The organism is Streptomyces sp. NPDC006314 (assembly GCF_040613075.1).
Lineage (GTDB): Bacteria > Actinomycetota > Actinomycetes > Streptomycetales > Streptomycetaceae > Streptomyces.
On sequence record NZ_JBEXRL010000021.1, the window covers coordinates 96,114 to 113,148 of the forward strand.

The 17,035-nt window shown below is 72.3% G+C and carries 15 protein-coding genes; 10 read left to right on the top strand and 5 right to left on the bottom strand.

Going from position 1 to position 17,035, the window contains the following annotated elements; translation table 11 throughout:
- Window positions 1-17: 17 nt before the first annotated feature.
- From ABZ079_RS30275 to ABZ079_RS30295, 5 genes are all read left to right on the top strand, one after another.
- Entirely contained in the window at window positions 18-1,178 is a 1,161-nt protein-coding gene (locus tag ABZ079_RS30275; protein WP_356942612.1) for an acyl-CoA dehydrogenase family protein, read from the top strand.
- A 27-nt stretch (window positions 1,179-1,205) separates the two neighbouring features.
- Window positions 1,206-2,774, top strand: a complete 1,569-nt coding sequence (locus tag ABZ079_RS30280) for a 4-coumarate--CoA ligase family protein (protein WP_356942613.1) — start codon at window positions 1,206-1,208, stop codon at window positions 2,772-2,774.
- A complete protein-coding gene (locus tag ABZ079_RS30285) occupies window positions 2,771-3,508 on the top strand; it encodes an enoyl-CoA hydratase family protein (RefSeq protein WP_356942614.1) in 738 nt (245 codons plus the stop codon). Before ABZ079_RS30280 ends, ABZ079_RS30285 begins: the two co-directional genes overlap by 4 nt.
- Window positions 3,496-4,101, top strand: a complete 606-nt coding sequence (locus ABZ079_RS30290) for a TetR/AcrR family transcriptional regulator (RefSeq protein WP_356942615.1) — start codon at window positions 3,496-3,498, stop codon at window positions 4,099-4,101. The genes ABZ079_RS30285 and ABZ079_RS30290 overlap by 13 nt, the downstream gene beginning before the upstream one ends.
- Before the next feature lie 816 nt (window positions 4,102-4,917).
- Complete coding sequence (locus ABZ079_RS30295; protein WP_356942616.1) at window positions 4,918-5,949, top strand: 2-oxoglutarate and iron-dependent oxygenase domain-containing protein; 1,032 nt, start codon at window positions 4,918-4,920, stop codon at window positions 5,947-5,949.
- 108 nt (window positions 5,950-6,057) lie between these two features.
- On the opposite strand, the gene ABZ079_RS30300 is transcribed toward ABZ079_RS30295, so the two are convergent.
- Window positions 6,058-7,158 (bottom strand): citrate synthase 2, encoded by a 1,101-nt coding sequence (locus ABZ079_RS30300; RefSeq protein WP_356942617.1) that lies wholly within the window; start codon window positions 7,156-7,158, stop codon window positions 6,058-6,060.
- Window positions 7,159-7,323: 165 nt separating this feature from the next.
- Here ABZ079_RS30300 and pdxH point away from each other — a divergent pair, with 165 nt between their 5' ends.
- The 3 genes from pdxH (at window position 7,324) to ABZ079_RS30315 (ending at window position 10,201) form a co-directional block, all read left to right on the top strand.
- On the top strand, window positions 7,324-8,010 hold the full coding sequence (pdxH, locus tag ABZ079_RS30305) for a pyridoxamine 5'-phosphate oxidase (RefSeq protein WP_356942618.1): 687 nt from the start codon (window positions 7,324-7,326) through the stop codon (window positions 8,008-8,010).
- Between the two features lie 503 nt (window positions 8,011-8,513).
- Complete coding sequence (locus ABZ079_RS30310; protein WP_356942619.1) at window positions 8,514-8,693, top strand: hypothetical protein; 180 nt, start codon at window positions 8,514-8,516, stop codon at window positions 8,691-8,693.
- Between the two features lie 113 nt (window positions 8,694-8,806).
- Window positions 8,807-10,201, top strand: coding sequence for a PAS domain-containing protein (locus ABZ079_RS30315; protein ID WP_356942620.1), 1,395 nt, complete (start codon window positions 8,807-8,809; stop codon window positions 10,199-10,201).
- Window positions 10,202-10,396: 195 nt separating this feature from the next.
- Here ABZ079_RS30315 and ABZ079_RS30320 read toward each other — a convergent pair whose 3' ends face one another.
- On the bottom strand, window positions 10,397-11,152 hold the full coding sequence (locus ABZ079_RS30320) for an SIS domain-containing protein (protein WP_356942621.1): 756 nt from the start codon (window positions 11,150-11,152) through the stop codon (window positions 10,397-10,399).
- A gap of 455 nt (window positions 11,153-11,607) precedes the next feature.
- Between ABZ079_RS30320 and ABZ079_RS30325 the strand changes: the two genes are divergently transcribed.
- Both ABZ079_RS30325 and ABZ079_RS30330 read left to right on the top strand, forming a co-directional pair.
- Entirely contained in the window at window positions 11,608-12,300 is a 693-nt protein-coding gene (locus ABZ079_RS30325) for a metal-dependent transcriptional regulator (protein WP_356942622.1), read from the top strand.
- Between the two features lie 291 nt (window positions 12,301-12,591).
- A complete protein-coding gene (locus ABZ079_RS30330) occupies window positions 12,592-13,482 on the top strand; it encodes an alpha/beta hydrolase (RefSeq protein WP_356942623.1) in 891 nt (296 codons plus the stop codon).
- Window positions 13,483-13,626: 144 nt separating this feature from the next.
- Here the strand turns inward: ABZ079_RS30330 and ABZ079_RS30335 are convergent, their stop codons facing one another.
- The 3 genes from ABZ079_RS30335 to ABZ079_RS30345 form a co-directional block, all read right to left on the bottom strand.
- Window positions 13,627-15,216, bottom strand: coding sequence for a transporter (locus ABZ079_RS30335; protein ID WP_356942624.1), 1,590 nt, complete (start codon window positions 15,214-15,216; stop codon window positions 13,627-13,629).
- Window positions 15,213-15,989 (bottom strand): ABC transporter ATP-binding protein, encoded by a 777-nt coding sequence (locus ABZ079_RS30340; protein ID WP_356942625.1) that lies wholly within the window; start codon window positions 15,987-15,989, stop codon window positions 15,213-15,215. The genes ABZ079_RS30335 and ABZ079_RS30340 overlap by 4 nt, the downstream gene beginning before the upstream one ends.
- 115 nt (window positions 15,990-16,104) lie before the next feature.
- Window positions 16,105-16,770 (bottom strand): bifunctional DNA primase/polymerase, encoded by a 666-nt coding sequence (locus ABZ079_RS30345; protein ID WP_356942626.1) that lies wholly within the window; start codon window positions 16,768-16,770, stop codon window positions 16,105-16,107.
- Window positions 16,771-17,035 lie beyond the last annotated feature (265 nt).

Here is a 17,035-nt window from a genome sequence, read left to right on the forward strand (position 1 = left end):
GCATCCGGAGGAATCGCATGACCACCCCCGTCGAATCCGAAGAACACAAAGCCCTCCGATCCGCAGTCGCAGCCCTCGGCAGGCGCTACGGCCGCGACTACGTCACCCGCACCGTCGCCGAAGGAAAGCCCCCGGCCGAACTCTGGTCCGAGGCCGGAAAACTCGGTTACCTGGGCGTCAACCTTCCGGAGGAGTACGGCGGAGGCGGCGGTGGCATAGCAGAACTCTCCATCGTCCTCGAGGAACTGGGCGCCGCAGGCTCCCCCCTCCTCATGCTCGTCGTCTCCCCGGCGATCTGCGGCACCGTGATCTCCCGCTTCGGCACCGAGGCACAGAAACAGCAGTGGCTTCCCGGGATCGCCGACGGCACGCGCCTCATGGCCTTCGGCATCACCGAACCCGACGCCGGCTCCAACAGCCACCGCATCACCACCACGGCCCGCAAGGACGGCACGGACTGGCTCCTCACCGGCCGCAAGGTCTTCATCTCCGGTGTCGACATAGCGGACGCCGTCCTGATCGTCGGCCGCACCGAGGACGCCCGTACCGGACGCCTCAAGCCCTGTCTGTTCATCGTCCCGACGGACGCCGAGGGCTTCCAGAAGCGTCCGATCGAGATGGAACTCAACGCCGCCGAGAAGCAGTTCGAGCTGGTCCTGGACGACGTACGGCTGCCCGCGGACGCGCTCGTCGGCGACGAGGACGCCGGCCTGCTGCAACTGTTCGCCGGACTCAACCCCGAGCGGATCATGACGGCGGCCTTCGCCATCGGGATGGGCCGTCACGCGCTGGCGAAGGCGATCGGGTACGCCCGCGACCGCACGGTCTGGAAGGCTCCCATCGGCGCCCACCAGGCCATCGCCCATCCCCTCGCGCAGGCGCACATCGACCTGGAACTGGCCCGGCTGATGATGCAGAAGGCGGCCCATCTCTACGACGCCGGCGACGACATCGGCGCGGGCGAGGCCGCCAACATGGCCAAGTACGCGGCCGGGGAGGCCTGCGTGAGGGCCGTCGACCAGGCCGTGCACACCCTCGGCGGCAACGGCCTCACCCGCGAATTCGGGCTCGCCTCGTTGATAACGGCCGCGCGCGTGGCTCGTATCGCCCCGGTGAGCCGGGAGATGGTTCTCAACTACGTCTCCCACCAGACCCTGGGTCTGCCCAAGTCGTACTAGGCGACCGTCGATCCTCTTGGAGGAACCGTGTTCCGCAGCGAGTACGCCGACGTCCCGCCCGTGGAACTCCCCATCCACGAGGCCGTCCTGGGCCGGGCCGCCGAGTTCGGTGAGCAGCCCGCGCTGATCGACGGCACGGACGGCACCACCCTCACGTACGAGCAGGTGGACCGGTTCCACCGGCGCATCGCCGCCGCGTTCGCCGCCGCGGGCGTCCGCAAGGGCGACGTCCTCGCCCTGCACAGCCCCAACACGATCGCCTTCCCGACCGCCTTCTACGCGGCCACGCGCGCGGGTGCCGCCGTCACCACGGTGCACCCCCTCGCCACGCCGGAGGAGTTCGCCAAGCAGCTCGGCGACAGCGGCGCCCGCTGGATCGTCACCGTCTCCCCGCTGCTGGAGACCGCCCGCCGGGCCGCCGAACTCACGGGGAGAATACGCGAGATCCTCGTGTGCGACAGCGCACCCGGACACCGCTCCCTGATCGACCTGCTCGACACCACCGCCCCCGAGCCGCGCGTCGACATCGACCCGGCCGAGGACATCGCCGCGCTGCCGTACTCCTCCGGCACCACCGGCATCCCCAAGGGCGTGATGCTCACCCACCGGCAGATCGCCACCAACCTCGCCCAGCTGGATCCCGCCGTCCCGGCCGGACCCGGCGACCGCATCCTCGCCGTCCTGCCGTTCTTCCACATCTACGGCCTGACCGCCCTCATGAACGCCCCCCTGCGCAAGGGCGCCACGGTGGTCGTGCTGCCCCGCTTCGACCTCGAGACGTTCCTCACCGCGATCGAGACCCACCGCATCACCGGCCTGTACGTCGCCCCGCCGATCGTCCTCGCCCTCGCCAAGCACCCGGCCGTCACCCGCTACGACCTCTCCTCGCTGAAGTACGTCATCAGTGCCGCCGCCCCACTCGACGCGCGTCTCGCCCTCGCCTGCTCCGAACGCCTCGGCCTGCCCCCGATCGGCCAGGCCTACGGCATGACCGAGCTGTCACCCGGCACCCACGTCGTCCCCCTCGACCGCCTGCGCCAGGCCCCCGCCGGCACGGTCGGCCGGCTGATCGCCGGCACCGAGATGCGGATCGTCTCCCTGGACGACCCCGCCGAGGACCTCGGCACCGGCGAGGCCGGCGAGATCCTGATCCGCGGACCCCAGGTGATGAAGGGCTACCTCGGCCGCCCCGACGCCACCGCCGCCATGATCGACACCGACGGCTGGCTGCACACGGGAGACGTCGGCCGGATCGACGCCGACGGCTGGCTCTTCGTCGTCGACCGGGTGAAGGAACTCATCAAGTACAAGGGCTTCCAGGTGGCCCCCGCCGAACTGGAGGCCCTGCTGCTCACCCACCCCGGCATCGCCGACTCCGCCGTCACCGGCGCCTCCAACGAGGACGGCAACGAGGTCCCGCACGCCTTCGTCGTCCGCCGGCCCACCGCCGACGACCTGACCGAGAACGAGATCATGCTGTACGTCGCCGAACGCGTCGCCCCCTACAAGCGCGTCCGCCGGGTCACCTTCGTCGACACCGTCCCCCGCGCCGCCTCCGGCAAGATCCTGCGCCGACAGCTCAGGGAGCACCCGTGACCGCACTGATCGGACGCACGCGTACGCGTGCCGTGGAAACCCTCAGCCTCGACTCCACCGACACCCGCAACGCCCTCTCCGCGGCACTCGTCACCGAGCTCACCGAAGCCCTGACCGGCTGCGCGAAGAACCCGGACGTCCGAGCCGTCGTCCTCACCCACACCGGCACCACCTTCTGCGCCGGCGCCGACCTGCGCGACCCGCCCCACCCGGACGCCCTGGTGGGCCTGCTGCGGCAGATCGTCGAGCTGCCCAAACCCGTCGTCGCCCGGATCACCGGACACGTCCGCGCAGGCGGCCTCGGCCTGCTCGCCGCCTGTGACATCGCCGCCGCGTCGACCGAAGCCACCTTCGCCTTCACCGAGGTCCGCATCGGAGTGGCCCCCGCGGTGATCTCCCTCCCGGTGCTGCCGCGCACCGACCCCCGGGCCCTGGCCCGCTACTACCTCACCGGCGAACGCTTCGACCCCGCCGAGGCCGTACGAGCAGGCCTCCTCACCGCGACCGCCGACGACGTGGACGAAGCCCTCGCCCCCGTCCTGGACGGCCTGCGCCGCTCCTCACCCCAGGCCCTGGCCGAGACGAAACAGCTGCTCACGGCTAGGGTGCTGGAGACGTTCGACCGGGACGCGGCGGGGCTGACCGCCCTCTCGGCCCGGCTGTTCTCCTCCGACCAGGCCCGGGAGGGGATGACGGCATTTCTGGAAAGACGGGATGCGGCATGGGTGGTGTGAGTACGGCGGAACGCGACCGCGTACCCAAGCAGGACCGCAGCCGGGCCACCCGGCAGCGGCTCCTGGAGGCCGCCGTGGCCTGCCTCGCCGAGCACGGCTGGGCGGGCTCCACGGTCTCCGTCGTCGCCGAACGCGCCGGTGTCTCCCGGGGCGCCGCCCAGCACCACTTCCCGACCCGCGAGGACCTGTTCACCGCGGCCGTCGAGTACGTCGCCGAGGAACGCTCCACGGCCCTGCGCGCTCTGTTCCCGGAGGGCGCCGCAGACCGCCGGGCCGTGGTCGCCGCCCTCGTCGGCCTCTACACCGGCCCCCTCTTCCGGGCCGCCCTGCACCTGTGGGTCGCCGCATCCAACGAGGAGCAGCTGCGCGGCCGGGTGACCGAGCTGGAGGCCCGCGTCGGCCGCGAGACCCATCGCATCGCCGTCGATCTCCTCGGCGCCGACGAGTCCCGCCCCGGCGTCCGCGAGACCGTCCAGGGCTTCCTGGACATGGCCCGCGGCCTCGGCCTCGCCAACCTCCTCACCGACGACACCGCCCGCCGCCGGCGGGTCGTCGCCCAGTGGGCGTCGCTGCTGGAGGAAGCCCTCGGCTGAACCGCTGTCCGTGGCCCGGCTGCCTTGGCGGACCTGGGGGACACCTCCCGGACGATCGTCGGTCCCGACACCACCGCCGCGGAGGCGCCGCGGCTCACCGAGCGCGTGCCCGGCCGACGGCGTCCTCGGGCAGCCGCTCGGTCATCCGCCCGGCCCGCACCGGGAGTTGGCGGTGGCCACCGGACGCGGACGGGAAGCCGTACGACGGTCTGGCCCGTGCGTACCGGGCGCACCGGCTTCCATGGCGGCCGGGGAGAAGCCGAACGGTCCGCTGCCCGCGCTGCACGGCCATCACCCGCCTGCTCACCGGCGAGTGGGACCAGACCGGAGCGGCCTGGAGACCCTTCGCCCAGGCCTTGGGCCTCTGGTACGCGGCCGGTGCCGCCGACGAAGGCTGTCCCGCCTGCGCCACCCGGGGCCCTGCCCGGCCGGACCCGGGACCCCGGCCACCGGGCCTTCGGCCACCCGGGCTTCGAGTTCGGCAACCGGCCGGCGTTCACCGGGGAGTTCCGCGCGCTGGTCGCCGACGCGCCGGGCGGTCACCGCACGACATACGTCTGGGGCGAGATCCGACCTCCGCGCCCCCGCTCCCTGGGCCGTGAACCGGGCCACAGGCGTATCCCGCGTCGCGCAGTACCCTTGGCGCATGCTTCCGATGCTCGTTCGCCGCCGCCACGTGGACTACGTGCGCGTCACGAGCATGGGCTGTCGGCGCTTCACCGCCTGACCCAGCCCCCTTCTTCTCCTCTTTCCGGCACCCGGCGGCCGCACCACCCTCGGCGGCCGCCCATGCCCCGTACACCCTGCGGACGCACCATGACCACGCACAGCGCGACGACCCCGTCGTACCACCAGCTCCCGATCATCGACCTGTCGGCCGCCGACCGCGGCCCCCAGGCCCGCGCCCTGCTCCACGCCCAACTGCACAGCGCCGCACACGACGTCGGCTTCTTCCAGCTCACCGGACACGGCGTGACCCAGGCCGAGACCGACGCGCTGCTCACTGCCATGCGCGCCTTCTTCGCCCTTCCCGAGGCCGACCGGCTCGCCCTCGACAACGTGGGCTCCCCGCACTTCCGCGGCTACACCCGCACCGGCGACGAGCGCACCGGCGGCGCCCGCGACTGGCGCGACCAGCTCGACATCGGCGCCGAACGCCCCGCCCGCGTCCCCGGCCCCGGCGAGCCCCCGTACTGGTGGCTGCAGGGCCCCAACCAGTGGCCGGCCGCGCTCCCCGAACTCCGCACGGCGGCCCTGGCCTGGATCGACAAGCTGAGCACGGTCGCCCAGCGCCTGCTGCACGAACTCCTGACCGCCATCGGCGCCCCGGCGGACTTCTACGACCCGGTCTTCGGTGCCCACGCCCACCCGCACCTCAAGCTCGTCCGCTACCCCGGCAGCGCGGGCGACGGCACCGACCAGGGCGTGGGCGCGCACAAGGACTACGGCTTCCTCACCCTCCTGCTCCAGGACACGGTCGGCGGCCTCCAGGTCCAGCGCGAGGACGGCCTCTTCCACGACGTACCGCCCATCCAGGGCGCCTTCGTGGTCAACCTCGGTGAACTGCTGGAGGTGGCGACCAACGGCTATCTCCTCGCCACCCACCACCGCGTGGTCAGCCCGCCCGGAGCGACGGAACGTTTCTCGGTCCCGTTCTTCTACAACCCCCGCCTGGACGCGAGGATCGAGCCCCTGCCGTTCCCGCACGCCTCGACGGCACCTGGCGTCACCACGGACCCGGCCAACCCCCTGTTCGCCGAGTACGGCTACAACGAACTGAAGGGAAAGCTCAGGGCGCATCCGCTGGTGGCGGAGCGGCACCATGCGAGCCTTCTGACGCCGGCGTGATCGACTCCCTCAAGGGGCGCGGGGCCGCATCCATGTGCGGCCCCGCCGCGTGGGCGCGACACGTCACAGCGGACCGGCCGCAGTCCGCCGCCCTCCTCCGGGCCCCTCTCAGTGGGCGATGTCCGCGTACCCCTCGATGTCACGCGGGCTACGCGGCCCCGGCCCGACATACCTCGCCGACGGCCGCACCAGCCTGCCCGTCCGCTTCTGCTCCAGAATGTGCGCCGACCACCCGGCCGTACGGGCGCACGTGAACATCGATGTGAACATGTGCGCCGGCACTTCGGCGAAGTCCAGCATAATCGCCGCCCAGAACTCCACGTTGGTGGCCAGCACCCGATCCGGCCGCCGATTGTGCAGCTCCTCCAGCGCGGCCTTCTCCAGCGCCTCCGCGATCTCGAACCTCGGCGCACCCAGCTCCCGCGCCGTACGCCGCAGCACCCGCGCCCGCGGGTCCTCGGCCCGGTACACCCGGTGCCCGAAGCCCATCAGCCGCTCACCCCGGTCCAGGGCCTGCTTGACGTAGGCCTCCGCGTCCCCCGTGCGCTCGATCTCCTCGATCATCCCGAGCACCCGGGACGGCGCACCCCCGTGCAGCGGACCGGACATCGCGCCGACCGCACCCGACAGCGCCGCGGCGACATCCGCACCGGTGGAGGCGATGACCCGCGCGGTGAAGGTCGACGCGTTCATCCCGTGCTCGGCGGCGGACGTCCAGTACGCGTCGACGGCGGCGACATGCTTGGGGTCCGGCTCACCCCGCCAGCGGATCATGAACCGTTCCACGACCGACTGCGCCTTGTCGATCTCCCGCTGCGGCACCATCGGCAGTCCCTGCCCGCGCGCGGACTGGGCGACGTACGACAGCGCCATGACGGCGGCCCGGGCGAGGTCCGCGCGGGCCTGCTCCACGTCGATGTCGAGCAGCGGTTTCAGGCCCCACACCGGGGCGAGCATGGCCAGTGCCGACTGCACGTCCACCCGGATGTCACCGGAGTGCACCGGGATCGGGAACGGCTCGGCGGGCGGCAGGCCGGGGTTGAAGGCGCCGTCGACCAGCAGACCCCACACGTTCCCGAAGGAGACGTGCCCGACCAGGTCCTCGATGTCGACGCCCCGGTAGCGCAGGGCACCGCCCTCCTTGTCGGGTTCGGCGATCTCCGTCTCGAACGCGACGACTCCTTCGAGCCCGGGTACGAAATCGGACATCAGGCGGCTCCTCGTGATGTGTCGGCGGCGGTCACCCCGGTGATGCCCCGATCGGCCGGTGGTCACCCGAACCGGAGGGGAACAGCACGATAACCCCCGGTGCCACAGTTGGGGAGACCACGAGACACTGGGTGCCAGACGCGTTCGATACGGCAAGATGACCGCGTGACCGACCGCGAACCCCTCCTGGACCCCGTCATCGACCCCGCCGCCATGCGCAAGCAGTACCGGGCCGAGGGCCTCACCGAACAGGACCTCGCCACGCACCCGATGGACCAGTTCGCCCGCTGGTTCGAGGACGCCGCCCGCGCGGCTCTCCACGGCACGGTCTACGAGCCCAACGCGATGGTCGTCTCCACGGCGGACGCCTCGGGCCGCCCCAGCTCGCGCACGGTCCTGATGAAGCAGTTCGACACCGACGGCTTCGTCTTCTACACCAACTACGACTCCCGCAAGGCCCGCGACCTGGCGGAGAACCCGTACGTCTCGCTGCTCTTCCCCTGGCATCCGCTGGCCCGCCAGGTCATCGTCACCGGCACCGCCCGCCGCACCCGCCGCGACGAGACCGCCGCCTACTTCCGTACCCGCCCGCACGGCTCCCAGCTGGGCGCCTGGGCCAGCGCCCAGTCCACGGTCATCGCCTCCCGCAACGAACTGGACACCGCCTACGCCGACCTCGAAGGCCGCTACCCCGAGGGCGAGCAGGTCCCGGTCCCGCCGCACTGGGGCGGTTTCCGTATCGCCCCCGAGATGATCGAGTTCTGGCAGGGCCGCCAGAACCGCCTCCACGACCGCCTGCGCTACGTCGCCCAGCCGGACGGCACCTGGAGCGTGGAGCGGCTCTGCCCGTGACGCCGGACGGCACCTGGAAACTGAAGCAGGATGCCGCGGGTCAGTGCGGAACGTGGGCGGCCGCAGCACCGCCGACAGCCTGAGGTCCACGTCGACAGCAGCGGGAACAGGATCTCCCCCTCCGCCGCGAACACCCCCCGCGCGTCCTCGCCTCAGCGCAGGACAGCGTCGGAAGGGGAGGGGAAACCGAGCAGGCCGGAAACGCAGACGACCCGCGGGCTTGGGTCCTCAAGGAGGAGCCGGCCGGACGTACCGGCAGCCCGCGGGCCGGGTGACTGCGTTGGATTGGGCCGGCTGCGTGTTACTCGCACACGCTGGTCCGGCACCGCACTCGGTGTGGTGGCGGGCCGCTAGCCCGCAGCCACCTCGCGCGTCCGGGTTTCACTCATTTACCCGATCACCTCCCTTCTGCTTGCTTGGCACTCTATGAAGCAGGCGGGGAGGGTTCAACTGTTTTTCCGGGTCGATGACGGCAGGGTTCCCAAGCCGGAGAAGCGCCCCGGGTGGCTCACGCGCGCGGGATGGGCGCCGAGGTGATCGAGACGTGTGTGCCGGCGGTGAACGAGGACGGGTTGGGGTTCGCCGGGGGGCATGGATTTGTGGAGACCGACCGGTATGTGCTGGACGGGGAGCGCGATGAGTGGGTGGACCTGCGGCTCTCCCCCGAGGGGGGCGGGCATTGAATTCCGCAATCTTGCGGGAACATGATGTGGGCTGCGTCACGTTCCAGTTGAATGAAGGCCAGTGAGCGAACCGAGCGCCGTACGTGCGCGGACGCAGCCTGCAGGGGGTCGAGGTGAGTGCTTCCCGGCGGAGTGGAACCACGGATGAGCTGGGGCCGGACGAGCCCGGTGGTTCCGATCTGCTCGCCGCGCTGCTGGACGGCATGGACGCGGCCCTGTGTGCCTTCGATGCCGGGGGCGTCGTCACGCACTGGAATCGGGAGGCCGAGCGGATCCTCGGGTGGACCGCCGCCGAGGCCGTCGGACGGCACGGGTTCGCCGGGTGGGCGGTGCGCAGTGCCGACGCCGAGGAGGTGCAGGCGCGGCTGATGTCCGCGATGACCGCGCCGGGGCGGCAGGTGCACGAGTTCGCGCTCGTCACGAAGGACGGCGGGCGGGTGCTCGTACGGACGCAGTCCGCCGCCGTGCGCGGGCCCGACGGCAAACCGGCGGGTGTGTACTGCGCGTTCAGTGAGGTGCACGCGCAGATCGATCTGGAGAGGTCGATCGCGCTGAGCGAGGCCCTGTTCGAGGACGCGTCGTGGGGTGTCGTGCTCGTCGACGCGGATCTGCGGCCCGCCGTGGTGAACGCGCACGCCGCCCGCGCGCTGGGGATCAGGCGTACGGCCGTGCTGGGGCGGCCGCTCGGTGAGCTGCTCGCGCAGGGCGTGGAGGAGCTGGAGGCCGCGCTGACGCACGTGCTGGCCGAGGGTGCGCCGCCCGCGCCCGCCGAGATGTGGGTGACCGTGCGCACCTCGGAGGGTGAGAAGCGGCGTTGCTGGCGGAGCGGGTTCCTGCGGCTGGCCTCGCCGCTCGCGGAAGAACCGGTGCCGCTCGGGGTCGGCTGGCTCTTCCAGGACGTCACCGAGGCCAAGCAGGGCGAGCAGGAGGCGGCTCTGCTGCGGTTCCGCACGAACCAGCTGCACCGCGCGGCCCGCGCCGCCGCCGAGTGCGAGGACCCGGCGGAAGCGGCCACCGTCCATCTGGACTTCGCCCTCGCGGGCTTCGCCGACCACGCGCTCATCGACCGGGTGGCGGGCGACCCGCGCGCGGGAGACGAGGGGGCGCCGGGCCCGGTACGGCTGGTCCGGCTCGCCGCCACGCCCGCCGGGGCACCGGGGCCGAGTCTGCTCACCGGGGCGGCCGGATTGCCCGTGCGGTACGAGGAGGGACATCCGGCGCTGCAGTGCGTGGAGCGGGCCGGGGCGGTCCGCGCGGACGCCGGGTCGGTCCCGGCGGAGCGGGCGCGGGAGTGGGCGCTGGAGCGGCAGTGGCCCGGGGACGCGGTGCACGCGTTGTGCGCGGTGCTGCGCAGCCGGGGGCGGACGCTCGGTGTGGTGACTTTCCTGCGGGGGGCGGGCCGCAGCCGCTTCGAGCGGTCCGACACGGCCTATGCGGAGGATGTGGCGGGGCGTATCGCGGCGGCGCTGGATCTGGCGGAGGCGGTGCGGGAGGAGGCGGGGGAGTAGGGGCGGCGGGCGCTGGGCACTCGGCTCCGGGCGAGCGAGCGAGCGGCGGACTTGGGCGGGCCTCCGGGGCCTGGGCGGGCTGCCCGGTGGCCGCTGCGTTCGTGCGGCAGCGGCGTTTCTCGCCGGTGGCTGTGGTGCGCCGGGCCGCCCGGGGGTTCCCGAGGAGCCGCGCGTCCCGCTGCCGCCCGAGGGGGATCAGTGGCGGTAGAAGATCCGGTCGCCGTACTCCCGCATCACCCGGTCGTTCCACTCGTGGCCGCCGTCGACGTTGCCGGAGCGCAGTAGCGGGGGCTCGATGCCGCGGTCGGCCAGGGTGGCCGCGGTGGCGGCCATGACGGCCTGCACGAGGGCCGCGGTGACGACGGTGGAAGCGGGGGCGAAGGGCGCCGGGATGGTGTCGAGGGTGAGTTCCGCGTCGCCGACCGCGATCTTCGAGTCGAGGACGATGTCGCAGTGGTCCTTCAGGAAGGTGCCGGAGGCGTGCCGGGACTCGGTCTGCGTGGCGTACGCGACCGAGGTCACGCCGATGACCTGCACACCGAGGGCACGGGCGCTCATCGCCATCTCCACGGGCAGGGCGTTGCGGCCGGAGAGGGAGATGATCACGAGCGCGTCGCCGGCGCGGACGGGCGAGGTGTCGAGGACGGCGCTCGCCAGGCCGTCGACGCGTTCGAGGGCGGAGCCGAGAGTGGCCGGGGTGACGTCGACGCCGACGACTCCGGGTACGGCGAGCAGGTTCATCAGGGCGAGACCGCCCGCGCGGTAGACGACGTCCTGGGCGGCCAGGGAGGAGTGCCCGGCGCCGAAGGCGAACAGGCGGCCGCCGGCGGTGACGGTGTCGGCGAGCAGGGTGCCGGCCGCGGTGATCGCCTCGGCCTCCTCCTCACGGACCCGTTGCAGCAGGCCGATGGCGGCGTCGAAGAACAGGTCGGCAGGCGTGCCGTCGCTCATGCGGTGCCCCTTCGCAGCGTCTGTGTCGTGGATCACCGTGAGGTCTGGACCAGTGCGGTGTCAATACGGCCGGGTTTCCCGGGCGTCGGTGTCGCCCGCGCGCCCGGTGCGGGTGCGGGCCGCGGGTCGGGGTCGCTCGCCAGCGGCCGCGGAGCCTCGAACCCGGCAGCGCGGCAACTCACTGGAGGCGCGGGGGAGTTCGCGACCGTTCCCGCCCGCACCCGCGGCCGGGAACGGTCCGCACCCACCGACACGGGCCTCCCGCCTCCCCCCCGACACGAACGCCCCGCACACCCTCCGAGACGAGCGCCCCGCACCCCCCGGGACATCCGCCGCTCCCGCGCCTCAGGCCCCCGTTTTCCCGGTACCGCCCGCATGTCAGTGGGATCCGGCAGAATTGGTGCCAGGGCCAGCGCACGCGGCCGGCTTCCGGCAGAGGTAATCGAGGGGCACGTATGTCCGGACTGATCGACACCACGGAGATGTATCTCCGCACCATCCTCGAGCTCGAAGAGGAAGGCGTCGTGCCCATGCGCGCCCGCATCGCGGAGCGGCTCGACCAGAGCGGGCCGACGGTGAGCCAGACGGTGGCGCGGATGGAGCGCGACGGCCTGGTCTCCGTGGCCAGCGACCGTCACCTGGAGCTGACCGACGAGGGCCGCCGGCTGGCCACGCGCGTGATGCGCAAGCACCGCCTGGCCGAGTGTCTCCTCGTCGACGTGATCGGCCTGGAGTGGGAGCAGGTGCACGCGGAGGCGTGTCGCTGGGAGCACGTGATGAGCGAGGCCGTGGAGCGCAGGGTGCTGGAGCTGTTGCGCCACCCGACCGAGTCGCCGTACGGCAACCCGATCCCGGGCCTGGAGGAACTGGGCGAGAAGGACGGGGCCGATCCGTTCCTGGACGACAGCATGGTCTCGCTGGCCGACCTGGGCCCCGGCACGGACGGGAAGACGGTCGTCGTCCGCCGTATCGGCGAGCCGATCCAGACCGACGCGCAGCTGATGTACACGCTGCGGCGGGCGGGTGTGCAGCCGGGTTCCGTGGTGAGCGTGACGGAGTCGGCCGGTGGGGTGCTGGTGGGTAGCGGAGGTGAGGCGGCCGAGCTGGAGGCGGACGTCGCCTCGCACGTGTTCGTCGCCAAGCGCTGAGCAGGCGAGGGCCCCGGCGCCGTGTGGCGCCGGGGCCTGTCCTCCCCTGTGCTGACCCGGAGCCCCGAGCTCCCAGGGTCATCCCCCTCGGACCGTTTTTCCCCGAGCGGTCCGCCTCCCGCCAGAAGAGATCCCCTCGGTGGCGGCGATCATTCCTTGAGGGGTGTCACTCGAATGAGGGGTGTTGCACGCAGGGCCACAATTTTCGAATAGGTATTCGATAGTCTGCGGGCGGCAGGACGACGGCAGAACACCGGTACGAGGCAGGCGGAGCTGGGGGGTGCCAGGCCCATGGCACGGCGTATCGACGTGACGGGAGCGGGTGGCGTGCGACTGGCCGCCTGGGAGTTCGCCGACCCTCCCAAGAGGGACCCGGACCGCCCGGACCCGGACCACCCGGACCCGCAGCCGGGTGCTCCCGGTGTGCTGTTACTGCACGGCCTGATGGGCCGCGCCTCCCACTGGGCCGCAACCGCCCGCCGGCTCGCCGAACGCCACCGCGCCGTCGCCCTCGACCAGCGCGGCCACGGCCAGAGCGACAAGCCCCCACAGGCCGCCTACACCCGCGACGCCTACGTCGAGGACGCCGAGGCCGCCATCGAGCAGCTCGGCCTCGCCCCCGCCGTCCTCATCGGCCACGCCATGGGCGCGCTGACCGCCTGGCAGCTCGCCGCCAAGCGGCCCGACCTGGTGCGCGGTCTGGTCATCTGCGACATGCGGGCCTCCGCGCTCGGCGCGGCCTCACAGCGCGAGTGGGCCGACTGGTTCCGGACCTGGCCCGTCCCCTTCACCACGCTCGCCGACGTCCGCAAGTGGTTCGGTGAGGACGATCCCCGGGTGGAGCGCCCCAACCCGGCCCGTGGCGCCTTCTACGCCGAGGTCATGCACGAGTGCGACGACGGCTGGCGCCCCGTCTTCGAGCCGGAGCAGATGCTGAAGTCGCGGGAGACGTGGGTGTACGACGCACACTGGGAGGAGCTGGCCCAGGTTCAATGCCCGGCCCTGGTGGTGCGCGCCCTGGACGGCGAACTGGGCCGCGCCGAGGCCCAGGAGATGGTCCGGGTCCTGCCACGCGGTGAGTACGCCGAGGTTCCCGACGCCGGTCATCTCGCCCACTACGACCAGCCGGAGGCCTGGCGGGCGGCCGTCGAGCCGTTTCTCGACGCGGTGCTCGGGGATTGAGCGCGCTCTCGTCTGCCTGGTCCGGTGCTTCGGCGGTCGCGCGTCCGTCGTGGCTGATCGCCTCCACGCGGCGGAGCCGCACAGTGAAGACAGCCCCGCGCCCCTGAAAGGGCGGGGGCGGGCCTGCGCCGGAGATCTCCCGCGCTACCCCTTGCTCACCGCCGTGAGGATCTCCGGTAGGCGGGCTGCCGTTCGCGGTGCCGCCAGCCGCAGGCCCAGCGCCGTCAGCCCGGCCCCGTACCCCGCCCCCACCGGCAGCAGCAGCCAGGTCCCCGTGTCGCCGTCCGCGCTCACGTCGAGCCAGATGGTCAGGGCGATGACGGGGGCGCACAGCAGGGCCGCCGCGACCATGCCGCCGAAGATCGAGATCCAGGCCAGGCCCGCCTGCCCGGGGACGACGTTCTTGTGGCCCTCCTGCGGGATGGAGTACGGGAAGCGGGCCGAGGTCCACGCGCCGGTCGCCAGCATCGCCCCGAGCAGCGCGAAGGACAGCCCCAGCACCTCCGGCAGCCGCGCCCAGGCGCCCAGCAGCGCTGTCGTCAGCACCGTCACGAGGACGGCGTACGGGAGGGTGACCAGGAGCAGGGCCAGGGCCCGGCCGCGCAGCTCGGCGTAGGCGTCCCGTGCCGAGGAGATGGTCGTGGCCACCATCCAGAACGCGGAGGTGTCCTGCCCGAACTGGTTGTACATCTGGATGCCGAGCATCCCGGCGGCGAAGCACGCGAAGTAGATCGACCCGGTGCCCTGTACCGCGTTGAACACCGGCACGATCAGCCCGATGGCCAGCGAGGTCACCCACGCGGCCTTGGTCCTGGGGTCGCGCCAGACGTAGCGCAGGCTGCGTTCCATGACCGCGCCCGTGCGCCCGCCCGGCAGCAGCCGCCCGAGCCCGGCCACCGAGGCACGGTCCCGTGTCCCGGCGTCGAGAGCCTGCAGCGTGGACCCGTCGGGCGCGGTCATCAGCCGGTTCAGGCTCCGCCCCCAGACCACCACCAGCAACCCCAGGGCGGCCGCCGAAACCGCGAGTCGTGCGACCGCGGTGCCGTACGACGCCTCGCTCGCCGCCCGCACGGCCCCCACCGCCGACGCCGGCGGCACCCAGGACAGTACGTCCGCGACCGGCTGCAACTTCCCCAGCCCGGACGACCCCAGCCGCTGCGCCCCGAAGTTGACCAGTTGCGCCCCGACGGCGATCACCAGCCCGCTCAGCACGGCCAGATCGCGGCCCTTTCTGCTGGTCAGCAGCCGTACGTTGGCAGCCGCGACGGCCCGTGCCAGCGCCACGCAGACCAGCAGGGCGAGGACGATGGCGACGACCGCGACGACGTACCCCGCCGGGCCGTGCGCCAGGGACAGCGCGCAGCCCACGAGGACCAGCAGTGTGAACAGGGGGCCGACGCCGACCAGGGAGGCCGCGAGCAGGGCCCGTACCAGCGGCCGCGGGTGCAGCGGCAGCAGCACCAGCCGGGTTGGGTCCAGGGTCTCGTCGCCGGTCGGGAAGAACAGCGGCAGCACCGCCCAGCCCAGCGCCAGCACGGCCGTGCCGGCCACGGCCACCACGTCGGCGTGCGCCTGCCCGCGCAGCAGGAGCAGTCCCAGCAGTTGCGACAGCGCGAACAGGACCGCGAGGACGGCCGACGCGGCGAACGCGGCCCGCCTGCCCCCCGACCGGCGCAGCCCGTTCTTCAGCAGCGACAGTTTCAGCTGTACGAGAGTGGAGGTCGGGCTCGTCATCGGGCCGCTCCGCCGCCCAGCCAGTCCAGATCGGAGCCGGTGTCGCGGCCGTTCGCGCCGACCAGCTCCAGAAACGCCTCGTGCAGGGTGGGGTGTGCCCCGCGCACCTCGGCCGGCGTTCCCGTCGCGCGGATCCGTCCCGCCGCCATCACCGCGACCCAGTCGCACAGCGACTCGACCAGCTCCATGACGTGGGAGGAGAAGACGACGGTGGCCCCGGAGGCCGTGTACCGCTCCAGCACGCCCCGGATGGTCTGCGCGGACACCGGATCGACGCCCTCGAACGGCTCGTCCAGGAAGAGCACTTCGGGGTTGTGGAGGAGAGCGGCGGCGAGTCCGGTCTTCTTGCGCATGCCGGTCGAGTAGTCGACGACGAGCTTGTGCTGGGCACCGGCCAGGTCGAGCACGTCCAGCAGCTGTGTGGCCCGTTTGTCGACCTCGGCACCCGGCAGCCCGCGCAACCGCCCCGAGTAGGCGAGCAGTTCCCGGCCGGAAAGCCGCTCGAACAGCCGCAGCCCCTCGGGCAGCACCCCGATCCGCGCCTTGACGGCCACCGGATCCCGCCACACGTCGTGCCCGACGACCTCCACGGTCCCCTCATCGGGCCGCAGCAACCCGGTGACCATGGAGAGGGTGGTGGTCTTCCCGGCCCCGTTGGGCCCGACCAGCCCGATGAACTTCCCGGCGGGCAACTCCAGATCGATTCCCCCGACAGCGACTTGCTGCCCGAACCGCTTCCAGAGCCCCCGTACACGCACTGCAGCTTCGGTCATACCTGAAGGCTACGGCGAGGCCAGCGCGCCCGAACGGGTGCGGGGAACCGCGCGCGCACCACACGCGACCCGCACGCGCCGATCGCGGAGACCAGGCAGACGAGACGGCGAACGGCTACCGGTCCCGACCGCACGCATACGCGAGCGGGGAGATCAACTCCTCCGCATCCGGCAGCCACCGATTCGCCGGGGTCGGCCGGCAGGCCCACTGCACGGCACCGCGGGAGCCGAACCGGGTCGGGGGAGCAGCCACATAGCAACCCTCACCCAGGACCACCAGGTCCAGCGACGACAGCGACCACCCCAACTCGTGTACCAGCTCCGGCACCTTCACAGACGCCCCCGGCAGCACGAAGAACTGCATCCGCCGGTCAGGAGTCAAGGTCACCGGACCCAGGATCAACTCCATCCGTTCCATACGGGCCAGTGCCAGAAAACCGGCGCTCTCCGGGACGGACAGCGCGTCGAAGGTCCGTCCCGTCGGCAGCAGGATCGACGCCGTCGACTGCTTCTGCCACATCCGGCGGACGACGGTCGCACTGCCGGTCGCCAGGGTCACCCAGTCGGGGCGCGCGGGGTGTGCGCCCGGCGCAGGGCAGGTGGGGTCGCCGCACGAGCAGCGCTGCGTCCCATCGACGGCTTCCAGCCAGGTGCCCGGGAACACGTCCCAGTGCCGCTCCTCGGCGTAGCGTACGGCGGTCTCCGGCAGCGATTCCCCGCGCTGCTGCGGGATCTGACCGGCAATCTGAGTGTTCTGGGCGCCCGCGATCGTCTCTTCCACGCCCCACTCAACTCCCGGGCTCACCTGGAGTTACGGCTGCAGCGCGCGCGGGGGAGGAGCATCGATTCGGCAGTCGGGGCGCATGGGTGCACATGCGGGGGCGCGCGGGAGGAAGCACGGCGTGTGTGGGGTAACCAGGGGTGGGGTGGCATCAGCCGTTACCCCGGCAAACCGCACATGTCACGCATTGACGGTATGTCAGCTGGGCAGTGATCTTTCCGAACAGATCACCCGGCCGGATCTTCCCGACCGGAACGTCCCGGCC

What these genes read in the sequence shown, in the direction of transcription:
- ABZ079_RS30340 (WP_356942625.1), bottom strand. Translation starts at nt 15,989, where the DNA reads ATGACCGAAGCTGCAGTGCGTGTACGGGGGCTCTGGAAGCGGTTCGGG.
- ABZ079_RS30330 (WP_356942623.1), top strand. Translation starts at nt 12,592, where the DNA reads ATGGCACGGCGTATCGACGTGACGGGAGCGGGTGGCGTGCGACTGGCC.
- ABZ079_RS30325 (WP_356942622.1), top strand. Translation starts at nt 11,608, where the DNA reads ATGTCCGGACTGATCGACACCACGGAGATGTATCTCCGCACCATCCTC.
- ABZ079_RS30335 (WP_356942624.1), bottom strand. Translation starts at nt 15,216, where the DNA reads ATGACGAGCCCGACCTCCACTCTCGTACAGCTGAAACTGTCGCTGCTG.
- ABZ079_RS30300 (WP_356942617.1), bottom strand. Translation starts at nt 7,158, where the DNA reads ATGTCCGATTTCGTACCCGGGCTCGAAGGAGTCGTCGCGTTCGAGACG.
- ABZ079_RS30275 (WP_356942612.1), top strand. Translation starts at nt 18, where the DNA reads ATGACCACCCCCGTCGAATCCGAAGAACACAAAGCCCTCCGATCCGCA.
- ABZ079_RS30290 (WP_356942615.1), top strand. Translation starts at nt 3,496, where the DNA reads ATGGGTGGTGTGAGTACGGCGGAACGCGACCGCGTACCCAAGCAGGAC.
- ABZ079_RS30320 (WP_356942621.1), bottom strand. Translation starts at nt 11,152, where the DNA reads ATGAGCGACGGCACGCCTGCCGACCTGTTCTTCGACGCCGCCATCGGC.
- ABZ079_RS30295 (WP_356942616.1), top strand. Translation starts at nt 4,918, where the DNA reads ATGACCACGCACAGCGCGACGACCCCGTCGTACCACCAGCTCCCGATC.